Source organism: Kitasatospora sp. NPDC001539, from assembly GCF_040298565.1.
Lineage (GTDB): Bacteria > Actinomycetota > Actinomycetes > Streptomycetales > Streptomycetaceae > Kitasatospora.
In genome coordinates this window covers 1-14,114 of record NZ_JBEPAK010000188.1, presented here as the reverse complement: position 1 = coordinate 14,114, position 14,114 = coordinate 1, and the positions used below count along the sequence as shown (strand labels likewise).

Sequence of the window (14,114 nt, the reverse complement as noted above, 5' to 3'; positions counted from 1 at the left end):
CGCGGCGGGTAGATGGTGCGCTCGACCATCACCGGCGTGCCGGAGAGCGTGCGCGCCCCCGCCCCCCTCCCCTCCCTCCGCCTCCCCCACCCCTGCCCCATCCCCACCCGCGTTGCGGAGGGAGGAGGAGAGCGGGGGTCACCGGGGCGGGGCGCGGGGGCCGGCGGGCGAGTGGGTCTGGTGGGTGGAGTGGGCGGCGGGGCGGCCGTGGGCGGGCTGGGGTTGAACGGCGACCGCCAGCGTGGACGGGGAGTCGCCGGTCACGGCGATGTCACCCGCGCGGTCGGTGCGCAGGACGGTGGCGCCCAGGGCGCGCAGCCGGTCGACCGTGCGCGGCGAGGGATGGCCGTAGGCGTTGCCCTCACCGCAGGAGATCAGGGCCAGCCGGGGCCGCAGGGCGGCCGTCAGGTCCCAGTCCTGGTGAGCCGAGCCGTGGTGCGCCACCTTCAGGACGTCGACCCGGCCCAGCCGGCCCAACAAGGCGGACTGCGCGGGTGGTTCGAGGTCGCCGAGCAACGCCATCCGCAGCCCGCCCGGCAACGACACCAGCAACGCCACGCTCGCGTTGTTCGCACCGGACGCCTCGACGGCCGCTCCGGGATCCGGCCACACCACGTCCCAGGTCAACTCCGCTCCCGCCGAGCGGCGTTCACCACGCCCGGCGCGCAGCAGCGGCACCCCGGCACCGGCCGCCCAGGCCGTCACCCGGGCGGCCTCACCCGGTGGGTCGTCCAGCGCCGTGCCCTCGACCGCGCCGACACCGCGCCCCCGCAACACCCCCGGCACGCCTTCGACATGGTCGGCGTGGAAATGGGTCAGCAACAGGAGAGGCACCACCGTGACGCCCAGATCGCGCAGACACCGATCGGCGGCGTTCGGATCCGGCCCGGCGTCGATCACCACCGCACTGTCCGACGCTCCCGTTCGAAGGGCCAACATGTCTCCCTGACCGACATCGCACATCACCAGCCGCCACCCGGGCGGTGGCCAGCCGGTGGCGATCCGGGCGAGCTGCGGCGGCCGCAGCAGGACGGCCAGCAGCACCACCAGCAGGACGCCCGTCACCAGCGCCCGGGCAGGGCGGCGCCGGACGCGCGCGGAGCTGCCGGGCTCCGTCCGTCGCGGCAGCAGCAGCGGTGCCGCCCAGCAGACCGCCAGGGTGGCGAGGGCGACCGTCGCCGTTCCGAGCCAGCCGCCGGGCCAGGTCAGTTGGCCGCCCGGCAGTTCGGCTCCGCGACGCGCCACGAAGGCCAGCCAGCCGGTCGGCACTCCGGCCGGTTCGGCGAGCAGTCGGGCCGCAGAGGGGAGGAACGGCTGGAGCACGAGTACGCCGAAACCGAGCAACGTGGCCGGGGCCACCGCGAGTTCGGCCAACAGGTTGCACGGGATGGCGACCAGGCTGATGTGTCCGGACACCACCACCGTCACCGGCGAGCACAGTGCCTGCGCCGCCGCCGTCGCAGCTAGCGCGCCAGCCAGGTGGTGCGGCCAGCGTCGGGCCCGGAGCCCCTCGGCCCACCGCGGCCCGAGGACCAGCAGCCCCGCGGTGGCGAGCACCGAGAGCAGGAAGCCGAAGGAGCGGGCCAGGAACGGGTCCAGCAGGACCAGGACCAGTACCGCCCCGGCGAGGGCCGGTACGGCCTGGCGGGGGCGGCCGGTGGCCAGGGCGAGCATGCCGATCAGACCCGTCCCGGCCGCCCGGAGCACGCTGGGCTCCGGTCGGCACACGGTCACGAAGGCCAGGGTCAGGGCCGTCCCCAGCAGGGCGCTGGTGCGCAGCGAGAGCCCCAGGACCGCGGCCAGACCGCGCCGTTCGGGGGTGCCGGCCTGACCGGGCGGTCCGAGCAGCGCCCCGAGGACGATGGCCAGGTTGGCCCCGCTGACGGCGATCAGGTGCAGCAGGTCGGTGGCCCGGAAGGCGTCCACGAGGTCGTCGGGCAGCCGGGAGGTGTCCCCGACCACCAGCGCCGGGAGCAGCCCGCGCGCATCGGGGGGTAGCCCGTCGGATGCCGTGCGCAGTCCCTCGCGCAGCCGACCGGCGATCCGCTGCGGGAGGCTCGGCGGAGCGAGCCGCCGGGGCGGGCCGTGGACGGTCAACAGGGCGGCGGACTCGATCTCGTGGCCTTCCCCCGGTGGCCGGACCTCTGCCTCCGCCGCCAGCCGCTCCGAGGGGAGCAGGCGCAGCCAGGGCTCGCTCTCACGCCCTCGGGCCATGACGGTCACGGGGGTGTGGGTGCGGGTGGCATGCCCGTCCGGGAGGACGGTGACGCGGTCGGCGACGGCCTCCACGGTGAGGAGGACCTGGCCGCCGGTGGTGCCGCCCCGGGAGTCGTGGACCGCGGGGTCCCCGGTGACGGTCAGCTCCACCACGACCACGGGTGCGGTCGTGCCGGGTGCGCGTGGCCCGGCCTGCCCGGCCGCGCGGGCTAGCTCCGGCAGCGGCCCTCGGTGCAGGTCTGCGGTGTGCAGTGGGGTCGCGATCGCGGCCGCCGCTCCGGTGAGCAGGACGGCGGCCAGCGTCGCTGCGGCCCCGCGCCGGCGCAGCAGGCCCGGTCGGACGAGCAGCGGGACGGCGGCGAGCGCAGCGACACCCGCGAGTGCGAGGGCCACGACGAAGGGCGGCGGTTCCAGGGGCAGGAGGACCGCCGTGACCACCCAGGCCGAGACGGCGGGGAGCAGCAGTCGGAAGTCGGCGGGCGAGGAGCGGGGGTGCGGCAGCGCGGTGGCGGCGGCGGTCATGGCGGCACCTCCCTTCGGGGCGGAGGAGTTCGGGGGGCAGAAAAGGACAGGCGACCCGGGGGCAGCGGAGGGGTGCCAGAGCGTCAGAGCGTCAGGAGCGGGCGGAGCTCAGCGAAGGTCCGGGCCCCGATCCCGCTGACCTGCCTGAGCTGGTCGACCGTGCGGAACGAGCCGTGCGAGGTGCGGTAGGCGAGGATCCGCTGGGCGAGGGTCGGGCCGACGCCCGGCAGGGTGTCGAGCTGTTCGAGGGTGGCGCGGTTGAGGCTGACGGGTGGTCGGGGCGTGCCGCCGCCGGAAGGTCCGTTGCCTCCCCCGGAGACCGGGGCGGGAGCCGGAACCGGGGCCGACTCGCCGACCAGGATCTGCTCACCGTCCGCCAGCAACCGGGCCAGGTTGAGCCCTCTGGTGTCCGTGTCCGGCAGTGGACCGCCCGCTGCCCGCAGAGCGTCGGCCACCCGGGAGCCGCCGGGCAGGGTGTGCAGGCCTGGCAGGTGGACCCGGCCGCTGATGTCGACCACGACGGCGCCCCCGACGCCCTGACCCGCGGGCACCTCGGGCGGCGCGGCTCCGGAGGAGCCCGGGGCGGTGGCGGCTCCGGCGGAAGCGGCGGCTCCCGCCGGGGAGGAGGACGCAGGCAGGCCCGGCTCCGACGGCGCCGAGGCGGCCGCCAGCGCCGGAACGGCCACCGCCTCCGGCCTGGCCAGCCAGAAGTGCTGCACGGCGTAGCCCACCGCGAACAGCAGCAGGATCGCCAGCCCGGCCACGGCCCGCCGGTCGAGCGCCAGGGCAGCGGCGAACCGGGGCGGCGCGCCGCCGGTCGGCGGAGGCTCGGCGAGGTGGACCGCTTCCGGCGGTGCCGCCCCGGCGATCGCGGGCGGAGGCGCGGCGGGGGACGCGGCCGGGGACGGGACCGAGGGCGGGGAGAGACCCGCGGAGGAGGGGACCGCCCGCTCGCCGACCACCCCGCCCTCGCCCACCCGCTCGCCGGCGGCCCGACTGCCGCCCCTCCGCCCAACGGCCGCCCGCTCGGCGGCCGCCCACTCGCTGCTCAACCGCTCGCCGCCCACCGGCTCGTCACCCGTCGGCTCGCCGCCCGCCGGCTCGTCGTCCGTCGGCAGCAGCGCCGCCATCCGCAGCCGTACCGTCTCGTTGATCGTCTGGCGCTTCGCCGCGCCCAGGTTCAGGGTCGTCATGGCGAGGACGCTAGGGGCCCGACGGCGGCCGCGCGGAAATTACTGAAACCCTGTGGATAACCCGCGGGTTGTGGATAAAACACGTCACTCACACGAGTGGTGGCGACCCGCGAAAGTTGACCATTCCACCCGCCGCCTCAGCGCGGTGAGACCACCACCGCGAGCAGCCCTGGCCCGACGTGCGCGCCGATCACCGCCCCCACCTCGCCGACGTACAGCTCCCGCAGCCCCGGCACCCGCGCCCGCAACCGCTCGGCCAGCGGCTCGGCCCGGTCCTCGGCCGCCAGGTGGTGGACGGTGATGTCCACCTCCCCGTCCCCGGACCGCTCGACCGCGATCTCCTCCAGCCGGGCGATGGCCCGCGAGGCCGTGCGCACCTTCTCCAGCGGCTCGATCCGCCCCCCGTGCAGGTGCAGCAGCGGTTTGACCGCCAACGCCGAGCCGAGCAGTGCCCGGGCCGCCCCGATCCGGCCGCCGCGGCGCAGGTGCTCGAGGGTGTCCACGTAGAAGAAACCGCTGGTCCCGGCCGCCCGCCGCTCCGCCGCTCCGGCCGCCTCCGCCAGTCCCCGACCGGCCGCGATCGCCTCGGCGGCCGCCAGCACCCCGTACCCGAGCGCCATGCCGACCAGCCGGCTATCCACCACCCGCACCGGCACGGGCGCCTCGGCGGCCGCCAGCCGGGCGGCCTCGACCGTGCCGGACAGTTCTCCGGAGATGTGCACCGAGACGATCCCCTTCGCCCCGGACTCGGCGGCCGCCCGGTAGGTGGCGGCGAAGGTCTCCGGGTTGGGTCGGGAGGTGGTCACCCGCTGCTTGGCGCGCAGCGCCTCGGCGACGTGCTTCGGGGAGATCTCCACGCCCTCGCTGAGGACCGAGTCACCGACCGCGACGCTCAGCGGGACCACCGTGATCCCGTGCCGGTCGAGGGCCTCCTGCGGCAGATAGGCCGTTGAATCGGTGACAAGTGCGAGGTCGGAGGGCATGAGCCGGAGGTTACTCCCCACGCGTCCGGGAGAACAGCGCCGTTCCCCGCACCGGGAGGACGCGGTGGATCAGCCCGCCGAGGGGCCGGCCGACGGCTTCCGCAGGCGCTGGGCCAGCTTCACCAGCGGATCGGTCAGCCCGAGCAGCTCCTCCGCGCTCGGGCGCCCCTTGCCGTCCGTCAGCCCGGGCCGCGCCGCTCCGACGCCCACACCCGCGCCCGCACCGAGACCCCCACCCACACCAGCACCAGCAGAGTCCCAGTGCCGCAGCGCCCCCGCCTCGCTCTCGCACTCCTGGCTCAGCCGGCTCAGCTCGTCCTCCGCAAACCGCTGCATCCGGTCCTGCGCCGCCCAGCGCATGGTCTCCGCCGAATGGGTGATCCGCTCGGCCCGTTCCCGCAGCTCCGGCAGCTTGGCCGCGATCCGCGCGGTGTCCGGCTCGCGCTCCAGCATCCGCAGCTGGCCGTCGAGTTCCGCCGCGTGGGCGTCGAGCCGGGTGAGCAGCGCGAGGGACTCGCCGAGCTGACCGTCCTGCGACAGCCCGCTCTCCAGCACCTGACGGGTGCCGTCCAGCGAGGTCCGCAGCTTGAGCCGGACGTTGGCGATCTGCGCCGGCGGGCCGATCCTGGTGTACGTCCTCGCCTTGAGGGCGGCGGTCTCCACGGCGCGCCGGGCGTTCGCCTCGTGCTTCCCGACCTTCTCGGTGACGGCCTTGGCCGCCTTGACCGTGCCGACCACAGCCAGGGCGAGCACCGCGATCCCGAAGAGCAGGACCAAGCCGATCATCACGCCGAACACGTCCATCGCGCGCCACCTTCCGCCGCCGTTCCGGCCCCCATCGGACCCAACGCGGGCTGCACTGCCCAGGGTTCCACCGTAGCCCGCCGCACCGGCCCGGGAGCGGTCCGAAGGGTGCTCGCGGGCACGGATCAGGGACAGATCCGGGGTCTTCCCGCACGGAAGATCAGGGAAGACCGGGAAAGATCACCCACGGAGAGGCAACGGCGCAGGCAACGCGCAGACACCGGCCGGAGCACCGGTCGGGGGCCCCGCCCGGACCTCCCGGGAAAGCACCGGGCGGGTGCCCCGGAGGACACCCGCCCGATCAAGCCGGCCTCGGTCGCGAACCGCAGCCGGCTCGGAGACCTCGACCGGCTCGGAGACCCCGACCGGCTCGGAGCCCCCGACCGAGTCGGCGACCCCAGCCGGCTCGGCGACCTCAGCCCGTCACGATGTTCACCAGCTTCGGCGCCCGCGCGATCACCTTCCGCACCGCCGCGTCGCCGATCGCCGCGACCACCGCCGGGTCCGCCAGCGCCAGCGCCTCCAGCTCGGCGTCCGTGATGGTGGGGGCGACCTCCAGCCGGGCCTTCACCTTGCCCTTGATCTGCACCACGCAGGTCACCGACTCGTCGACGACGTACTCCGGGTCCGCGACCGGGTAGTCGGCGTGCGCCAGCGACTCGGTGTGGCCCAGGCGGCGCCACAGCTCCTCGGCGATGTGCGGGGCCAGCGGCGCGACCATCAGCACCAGCTGCTCGGCGACCACCCGCGGCGTGGAGCCGCGCTTGACCAGGAAGTTGTTCAGCTCGATCGCCTTGGCGACGGCCGTGTTGAAGCGCAGCCCGGCCATGTCGCCGCGGATGCCGTCGATCGCCTTGTGCAGGGCGCGCAGGGTCGCCTCGTCCGGCTCCTCCTCGGTGACGACCAGTTCGCCGGTGGTCTCCGAGACGACGTTGCGCCACAGCCGCTGCAGGAAGCGGTACGAGCCGACCACGGCCCGGGTGTCCCAGGGGCGGGAGACGTCCAGCGGGCCCATGGACATCTCGTACAGGCGCAGGGTGTCCGCGCCGTACTCGTCGGCGATGTCGTCCGGGGCGACGGCGTTCTTCAGGGACTTGCCCATCTTCCCGGCCTCGCGCTTGACCGGCTCGCCCTGCCAGAAGTACCGGCCGTCGCGCTCCTCGACCTCGGCGGCGGGCACCGGGAAGCCGCGCTCGTCACGGTAGACGTCGGCGGTGATCATGCCCTGGTTGAACAGCTTGTGGAACGGCTCGACGGACGAGACGTGGCCCAGGTCGTGCAGCACCTTGTGCCAGAAGCGCGCGTACAGCAGGTGCAGCACCGCGTGCTCGGCACCGCCGACGTACAGGTCGGCGCCGCCGGCCGGCTTGGCGGCGGTGGGGCCCAGCCAGTACTGCTCGTTGGCCGGGTCGACGACGGCCTCGGCGTTGGTCGGGTCGACGTAGCGCAGGTCGTACCAGCACGAACCCGCCCAGTTGGGCATGGTGTTGGTCTCGCGGCGGTACTTCTTGACGCCGTCGCCCAGGTCCAGTTCGACGTTGACCCACGCCTCGTTGCGCGACAGCGGGGTCTCCGGCGAGGAGTCCGAGTCGTACGGGTCGTAGGTGCGCGGCGAGTAGTCGTCGACCTCGGGGACCTCCACCGGCAGCATCGACTCGGGCAGCGCGTGCATCACGCCGTCCTCGTCGTAGACGATCGGGAAGGGCTCGCCCCAGTACCGCTGGCGGCTGAACAGCCAGTCGCGCAGGCGGTAGTTGACGGTGCCCTCGCCGATGCCGCGCTCGGTCAGCCAGGCGGTGACGGCGGCCTTGGCGTCGACGACGCTCAGGCCGTCCAGGGTCAGCCCGTCCCGGGAGGAGTTGACGATGACGGAGTCGTAGGTGTCGAAGGCGTCGTCCCACTCCGCCGGGTCCTCGCCGCGGCCGTCGGTGGGCTCGACGACGCAGCGCATCGGCAGGCCGAAGGCGCGGGCGAACGCGAAGTCGCGGTGGTCGTGGGCGGGGACGGCCATGATGGCGCCGGTGCCGTAGCCCATCAGCACGTAGTCGGCGATGAACACCGGGACGGACTCGCCGCTGACCGGGTTGACGGCGTAGGCACCGGTGAAGACGCCGGTCTTGACCTTGGCGTCGACCTGCCGCTCGACGTCCGACTTGGCGGCGGCCTCGGCGCGGTAGGCGGCGACGGCCTCGGCGGGGGTGGCGGCGCCTGCGGTCCACTCGGCGGGCACGCCCTCGGGCCAGGCGGCGGGGACGATCGAGTCGACCAGGCCGTGCTCGGGCGCCAGCACCATGTAGGTGGCGCCGAACAGGGTGTCGGGCCGGGTCGTGAAGACGGTGATCGTCCCGGCGTCGACGGCGAAGTCGACCCGGGCGCCCTCGGAGCGGCCGATCCAGTTGCGCTGCTGCAGCTTGATCGCCTCGGGCCAGTCCAGCAGGTCCAGGTCGGCGATCAGGCGGTCGGAGTACGCGGTGATGCGCATCATCCACTGGCGCAGGTTGGACTTGAACACCGGGAAGTTGCCGCGCTCGGAGCGGCCGTCCGCGGTGACCTCCTCGTTGGCCAGCACGGTGCCCAGGCCCGGGCACCAGTTGACCGGCACCTCCTTGGCGTAGGCCAGGCGGTACTCGCCCAGCACCTCGTCGCGCTCCGCGCCGGACAGCTCGGCCCAGGCGCGGCCGCCCGGCAGCTCACGCTCGCCGGACTCGAACTGGGCGACCAGTTCGGCGATCGGACGGGCCTTGCACGCGTCCTCGTCGTACCAGGAGTTGAAGATCTGCAGGAAGATCCACTGGGTCCAGCGGTAGTAGTCCGGGTCGATCGTGGAGATCGAGCGGCGCGGGTCGTGGCCCAGGCCCAGCCGGCGCAGCTGCTGGCGCATGTTGGCGATGTTGGCCTCGGTGGAGACCCGCGGGTGGGTGCCGGTCTGCACCGCGTACTGCTCGGCGGGCAGGCCGAAGGCGTCGTAGCCCAGCGTGTGCAGCACGTTGTGGCCGGTCATCCGCTGGTAGCGGGCGAAGACATCGGTGGCGATGTAGCCCAGCGGGTGGCCGACGTGCAGACCCGCGCCCGAGGGGTACGGGAACATGTCCATGATGAAGCTGTGCGGCTTCGCGGCGACGTCGCCCGCGGACGGGTCGGCCAGCGCACCGGTGGGGTTGGGGGCGTGGAAGGTGCCCTCCTTCTCCCAGAGGTCCTGCCAGCGGGACTCGATGTCCGCCGCCAGCGCGGCGCTGTACCGGAACGGCTCGGTCGCGGTCTCGGCCGCGCCGGACGCAGGGGTCGTCTCGCTCATGGTCCTTCAAGCTCCATCGATGTCAGTTGGCGAACCGCGCCACGCGGCGGCCCGTGGACCCGTCCCACCTCGCGGGCGGGGGCGGAAAACAAAAAATCCCCTCGCAGGAGGGGACGCCACGCCGACTCCGGCACCGCCCTGGGGCGCGACCGGTCCTGGTCAGCGCGGCCGGCTAAGGAGCAGGCGCACGGTTCGCATGGGCTCAGGGTACCGCAAGCAGGTCAGGCCACTCCCGGGTATACCGCCCGTCGGAACCCGGCGCAGCCGGACCGCAGCGGGCCGGCGCGCCGGCGGCCCGCTGCCGCCCGAGGCCGCACCCCAGCCGCACCACGCCTCCGCCATCGAACGACGCACGCCGCACCCCGCAGGCCTCGTGCCGCATGCCGCACGCCGTATGCCGTACGCCGCCGCACCCATCCAGCCCCACCGCACACCGACCCCCGCCGCCTCACCGCGCCGCAGCCCGTCCCGCAGCGTCGAAGTCCCGCAGCGCCTTCGCCAGCCGCTCCGACTGCATCCCCGCCGCGAGCGCGCGCGCCTGCGCCACCGTACGGGCCGCCTCCCGCTGGTCGCCGAGCCGCCGGTGGGCCTCCGCGAGCCGGACCATCAGCAGCGCCTTGGAGCGGGCCCGCCCCGGCCCCAGCCCGGCGACGGCCTCGGCGAGCAGCGGTTTGGCCATCCGGCACCGGCCGAGGGCCAGCCGTCCCTCCCCCACCATCCCGGCGAGATCGGCCCGGGCCTCCTCGGTCCCCGGCACGCCGTCCAGTTCGGCGAAGGCCCGGGCGGCGGCCTCCTCCGCCTGCTCCGCCTCGCCCCAGCGGGCGTGGGCGCGGGAGATCCGGCCGAGCTGGCGCGCCCGGGAGGTGGCGCTGAGCACGGGCCCGTGGGCCTCCAGGGCGGTGCGCAGCGCGGTGACGGCGTCCAGGCCCCGCCCGCCGCCGGCCTGGGTGGCGAGCACCACCAGCGCGCCGAGCCCGGCGACGCCCAGCCGGGGGTCGCCGCTGACGTGGGCGGCGCGCAGCGCGGCGACGAACGCCCGCTGGGCGGCCGCGTCGTGGCCGAGGTCGTACGCGGCCCAGCCGGCCAGCCGGGCGAGCCTGCTGGCCGTCCCGTACAGTTCGCGGCCGAGCCGTTCGTCGTAGGCGCCGAGTTCCAACAGTTTGGCCAGCATGGCGAGTTCGGCCCGGGTGGGGCCGAGGACGAGACCGCCGCCGCAGGACCGTTCGAGTCGCTGCTTGCTGCGGAAGGAGAGGCCGAGTTCGCCGACGAGTCCCGGGTCGACGCGCAGCGCGCCCTCGCCGCCGCCGACCGGTGGCGGCGCGGAGGCCAGTCGTTCGGCGGCGTGGTCGAGGTCGGCGCTGCGGAACAGGTCGGTGAGGCGGACGGGCCCGGCGTCGGTGGCGGCCTCGCGCAGCGCGGTCTGGGCGGTGTCGGCGGTCCACGGGTCGGTCAGCAGCCGGGGGGAGAGGATCTTGGCGCCGCGGTGGCCGCCCATCCGGCCCCAGAGCTGTTCGTAGGTGACGGCGATGCCCAGGGTGCGGCTGAGCACCTCGCAGACGGTCTGGTCGTGCGGACTGCGCGGCACCATGCCGCGGTCGCGCCACTTGTACGGGGCTGTGGAGCTGATGGCCAGGCCCGGCGGCAGGGCGAGGCTGACCTCGCGGGCCAGCCGTTCCGGACTCCAGCCGAGCTGGTGCAGTATCCGGGCCAGCTCCTCGTTCCGCCTTCGCTGCAGATCGGCCATGCCACGACGGTAGCGGTCTTTCCGGCCCTCCCGCCGGTGGCATGGACACAACGGCGAAGAGCCGCCCCCCGTAACAGGAGGCGGCTCTTGATCACTGTGGAGCTATGGGGAATTGAACCCCAGACCTCTTGCATGCCATGCAAGCGCTCTACCAACTGAGCTATAGCCCCTTGACCTGCGATGTCACCGGGTTCCTCGGCCGTTTCCGTCCGTTTCCCTCGGCGACATCGACTACTTTACACGGTCCGGGGCGTGCTCCTGAAATCCGTTTCCCGAGGTGCGGCCCGCCCCGGCGGCCGCGCCCCGGGAGCGAGACCGGCCGCGCCGGGCGGCCCGCCCCGGAGCATGTCCGGGCCGCGCCCCGGAGCATGTCCGGGCCGCGCCCCGGAGCATGTCCCGGCCGCGCCCCGGGGCACGCACCACCGCGCCCCGGCGACGCCCCCGACCGCACGCCGGGAAGGCCCGCCGACCGCCCGCTCCGCTACCGCGCCGCCCGACGGCTGCGCGCCGCGAACCCCGCGGCGAGGAGCACCCCGACGGCGTTGACCGCGAGCGTCACCTCCAGCGCGTGCCCGGACTCCGCAGCCGGAGCCGGCAGGTCCACCTGCCCGAGGAACACCGAGCCGAGCACCGCGACCCCGACGACCTGCCCGAGCTGGATGACCGTGACCATCACCCCGCTGGCATCGGCCGCATCCCCCGGCGCCACCCCCGCGAGCGCCCGGGCGAACTGCGGCGCGTACGCCCAGCCGGCGATCAGGCCGAGGGCGGCCATCTCCGCCAGCGGCACCGCCCCGATCTCGGCGCCGCCGCCGAGCAGCACCCCCAGCAGCAGGTAGCCGCCCCCGAGCGACACCGCGGCGATCACCGGCAGCACGCCGTGCAGCCGGCCCGGCAGCCGGTGCCAGTGCAGGCTGGACAGTCCGAAGCCGACGGCGACGGGCGCCGAGCAGAGGCCGGCCCGCAGCGCGCTGTGGCCGAGCGCGGCCTGCTGGTGGAGGGCGAAGGAGAACATGAAGCCCGCGAAGGCCGCCATGATCGCGAACAGGCCGACCGCCGCGGGCAGCAGTCCCGGGGCGCGCAGCACCCGTCCGGGGATCAGCGGCTGCCCGCCCCGCCGGGCGACCCCCCGCTCGACCACCGCGAACAGGCCGAACAGCAGCACGCTGCCCGCGATCATCCCCCAGCCCCAGGCCGGCCACCCGAGTTCGTGCCCGAGCACCAGCGGCACCACCAGCAGGCCGAGCGCCGCGCCCAGCACGACCAGGCCGGGGACGTCGAAGCCGCGCGCGGGGTCACCGGGCAGCCGCGGCAGCAGCCGGGCCCCGGCCGCCAGCAGCAGCACGCCCAGCGGCACGTTGACGAGGAACACCGGCCGCCAGCCGGTGCCGAGGAGGTCGGCGCTGACCAGCACCCCGCCGAGCACCTGCCCGAGGGCCATCCCGCCGGCCAGCACCGCCGAGTACAGGCCGAGCGCCCGGCTGCGGGCGGCACCGGTGAAGGTGCGCTGGAGCAGGCTCATCACCTGCGGCACCATCAGGGCCGAGCCCGCGCCCTGGAGCAGCCGGAAGGCGATCAGCCAGCCGGTGGAGGGGGCGAGTCCGCAGGCCAGCGAGGCGGCGGTGAAGGCGGCGAGGCCGAGCTGGAACAGCCGGCTGTAGCCGTAGCGGGCGCCGAGCCGGGCGCCGGTGATCAGCAGGACCGCGTAGCTGATGGTGTAGCCGGCGATCACCAGTTGCAGGGCGGCGCCGGAGGCGCCCAGGTCGGTGCGGATGGTGGGCACCGCGACGTTGACGATGGAGACGTCGAGCACGGCCATGAACTGTCCGCACAGGACGAGCGCGAGGAGGAGCCCCGGCCGCACGGCCGGGGCCCGGGTGGTGGTGCCTCCGGCCACGCGGGGCCGGGTCTGAAGGTCCGTCATGGCAGCCATCCTGGGCGGGTTCCGGTACTGGTGGTTAGAGCCTGCCGATCCTGGTACCGGCAGTACCTGTATCGCCCGGGCGCTCTGCGGCACGATGGACGGCATGACAGTGCTGGAGGAGCTCCCCACCGCGTCGGACGGCCGCCACCGCCGCCGCACCGAGCTGGCCCGCTTCCTGAAGGCCTGCCGGGCGCGGGTGACCCCGGAGGACGTCGGCCTGCCGGCGGGGCCGCGCCGCCGTACGCCGGGGCTGCGCCGCGAGGAGGTCGCGCAGCTCGCCGGGGTCGGGGTCACCTGGTACACGTGGCTCGAACAGGGGCGTCCGATCAACGCGAGCGAACAGGTGCTGCTGGCGGTGGCCCGGGCGCTGCGGCTGGACGGCACCGAGCGCGAGCACCTGTTCCGACTGGCCGGGACGTCCCCCTCGCCGCTCGCCCAGGCCGCCCCGCCGGAGCTGAACCAGTCGATCCAGGTGATCCTGGACTCGCTCGCACCGCTGCCGGCGGCGGTCTCCAACACCCGGTTCGACGTCCTGGGCTACAACGAGCCGTACCGCCTGCTGTTCGGCGCCGAGCGGATGGGCCGGTTCCACGGGGTCGCCTTCAACACCCTCTGGTGCATGCTGACCGCGCCGTCGTGCTGCAACCCCTGCGGGAACCCCGACGAGACCCTGCCGCGGATGGTGGCGCTGCTGCGCTCGGCGTACGGCAAGCACGTCGGCGAGCCGGCCTGGGAGGCCCACGTGCAGCGGCTGTCGGCGCGCAGCGAGCTGTTCCGGCGGCTGTGGGAGCGCCAGGAGGTCGCGCCGGCGGAGACCCTGCTGCGGATCTTCCGCCACCCGAAGGTGGGCGTGCTGAACCTGAACGCCACCTATCTGACGATGCCGGGCGTGCCGGAGTGCTACATCGTGGTCTACGTCCCCGTGGCCGAGCAGGACCGCGAGCGGGTCGAGGCGCTCAACTCGCTGCCGCAGGGCGGCTGGGCGCACACCTGCCTGACCTGACCCCGCCGAGGTGGGCGCCGGGCAGCGCCCGGACGAAACGCCGGAGGCCGCCACCCGGTGGGTGACGGCCTCCTGAACTGCTGTGGAGCTATGGGGAATTGAACCCCAGACCTCTTGCATGCCATGCAAGCGCTCTACCAACTGAGCTATAGCCCCGCGACGCGGGCGACCCTGGATTTCCACGACCGCCGATGCGGAGTGGAGCTATGGGGAATTGAACCCCAGACCTCTTGCATGCCATGCAAGCGCTCTACCAACTGAGCTATAGCCCCGCACTCGCCGGATCCCCCGCTTCCCTTCCGGGCCGCGTTCCCTCCGTGCGAACGAGGAAGACTCTAGCCGGTCAGGCCCGGAACTGCGAAATCCGCCCGGTCCCCGGCCCCTCCGCCGCTTCCCCACGACCTCCGGAGGACCCCCGAGGGCCTTCCC

General features: G+C 74.5%; 8 protein-coding genes and 3 tRNA genes. 1 reads left to right on the top strand and 10 read right to left on the bottom strand.

What is annotated here, in order from left to right; translation table 11 throughout:
- Nucleotides 1-138: 138 nt before the first annotated feature.
- The 8 genes from ABT247_RS24740 to ABT247_RS24705 form a co-directional block, all read right to left on the bottom strand.
- Nucleotides 139-2,739, bottom strand: coding sequence for a ComEC/Rec2 family competence protein (locus tag ABT247_RS24740; RefSeq protein WP_350745923.1), 2,601 nt, complete (start codon nucleotides 2,737-2,739; stop codon nucleotides 139-141).
- Between the two features lie 83 nt (nucleotides 2,740-2,822).
- Nucleotides 2,823-3,932 carry a ComEA family DNA-binding protein gene (locus ABT247_RS24735; protein ID WP_350745920.1) on the bottom strand — a complete coding sequence of 370 codons (1,110 nt, stop codon included), beginning with the start codon at nucleotides 3,930-3,932 and terminating at the stop codon, nucleotides 2,823-2,825.
- A gap of 137 nt (nucleotides 3,933-4,069) precedes the next feature.
- On the bottom strand, nucleotides 4,070-4,915 hold the full coding sequence (locus ABT247_RS24730) for a DegV family protein (RefSeq protein WP_350745918.1): 846 nt from the start codon (nucleotides 4,913-4,915) through the stop codon (nucleotides 4,070-4,072).
- Between the two features lie 69 nt (nucleotides 4,916-4,984).
- Nucleotides 4,985-5,719, bottom strand: a complete 735-nt coding sequence (locus ABT247_RS24725) for a hypothetical protein (protein ID WP_350745916.1) — start codon at nucleotides 5,717-5,719, stop codon at nucleotides 4,985-4,987.
- Nucleotides 5,720-6,134: 415 nt separating this feature from the next.
- Complete coding sequence (gene leuS, locus ABT247_RS24720; RefSeq protein ID WP_350745913.1) at nucleotides 6,135-9,014, bottom strand: leucine--tRNA ligase; 2,880 nt, start codon at nucleotides 9,012-9,014, stop codon at nucleotides 6,135-6,137.
- A 448-nt stretch (nucleotides 9,015-9,462) separates the two neighbouring features.
- On the bottom strand, nucleotides 9,463-10,758 hold the full coding sequence (locus tag ABT247_RS24715; RefSeq protein WP_350745910.1) for an NsdA family TPR-like regulatory protein: 1,296 nt from the start codon (nucleotides 10,756-10,758) through the stop codon (nucleotides 9,463-9,465).
- 97 nt (nucleotides 10,759-10,855) lie between these two features.
- Nucleotides 10,856-10,928, bottom strand: a tRNA-Ala gene (locus ABT247_RS24710).
- Between the two features lie 311 nt (nucleotides 10,929-11,239).
- Nucleotides 11,240-12,682, bottom strand: a complete 1,443-nt coding sequence (locus ABT247_RS24705; RefSeq protein WP_350745907.1) for an MFS transporter — start codon at nucleotides 12,680-12,682, stop codon at nucleotides 11,240-11,242.
- A 103-nt stretch (nucleotides 12,683-12,785) separates the two neighbouring features.
- Between ABT247_RS24705 and ABT247_RS24700 the strand changes: the two genes are divergently transcribed.
- A complete protein-coding gene (locus ABT247_RS24700; RefSeq protein ID WP_350745904.1) occupies nucleotides 12,786-13,685 on the top strand; it encodes a helix-turn-helix transcriptional regulator in 900 nt (299 codons plus the stop codon).
- A gap of 83 nt (nucleotides 13,686-13,768) precedes the next feature.
- Here the strand turns inward: ABT247_RS24700 and ABT247_RS24695 are convergent.
- Nucleotides 13,769-13,841 (bottom strand) — tRNA-Ala (locus ABT247_RS24695).
- A 43-nt stretch (nucleotides 13,842-13,884) separates the two neighbouring features.
- Nucleotides 13,885-13,957, bottom strand: a tRNA-Ala gene (locus ABT247_RS24690).
- Nucleotides 13,958-14,114: the final 157 nt, after the last annotated feature.

Excerpts from the sequence above, each read along its gene's own strand:
- ABT247_RS24740 (WP_350745923.1), bottom strand. The coding sequence starts at position 2,739 with ATGACCGCCGCCGCCACCGCGCTGCCGCACCCCCGCTCCTCGCCCGCC.
- ABT247_RS24735 (WP_350745920.1), bottom strand. The coding sequence starts at position 3,932 with ATGACGACCCTGAACCTGGGCGCGGCGAAGCGCCAGACGATCAACGAG.
- ABT247_RS24730 (WP_350745918.1), bottom strand. The coding sequence starts at position 4,915 with ATGCCCTCCGACCTCGCACTTGTCACCGATTCAACGGCCTATCTGCCG.
- ABT247_RS24725 (WP_350745916.1), bottom strand. The coding sequence starts at position 5,719 with ATGGACGTGTTCGGCGTGATGATCGGCTTGGTCCTGCTCTTCGGGATC.
- leuS (WP_350745913.1), bottom strand. The coding sequence starts at position 9,014 with ATGAGCGAGACGACCCCTGCGTCCGGCGCGGCCGAGACCGCGACCGAG.
- ABT247_RS24715 (WP_350745910.1), bottom strand. The coding sequence starts at position 10,758 with ATGGCCGATCTGCAGCGAAGGCGGAACGAGGAGCTGGCCCGGATACTG.
- ABT247_RS24705 (WP_350745907.1), bottom strand. The coding sequence starts at position 12,682 with ATGACGGACCTTCAGACCCGGCCCCGCGTGGCCGGAGGCACCACCACC.
- ABT247_RS24700 (WP_350745904.1), top strand. The coding sequence starts at position 12,786 with ATGACAGTGCTGGAGGAGCTCCCCACCGCGTCGGACGGCCGCCACCGC.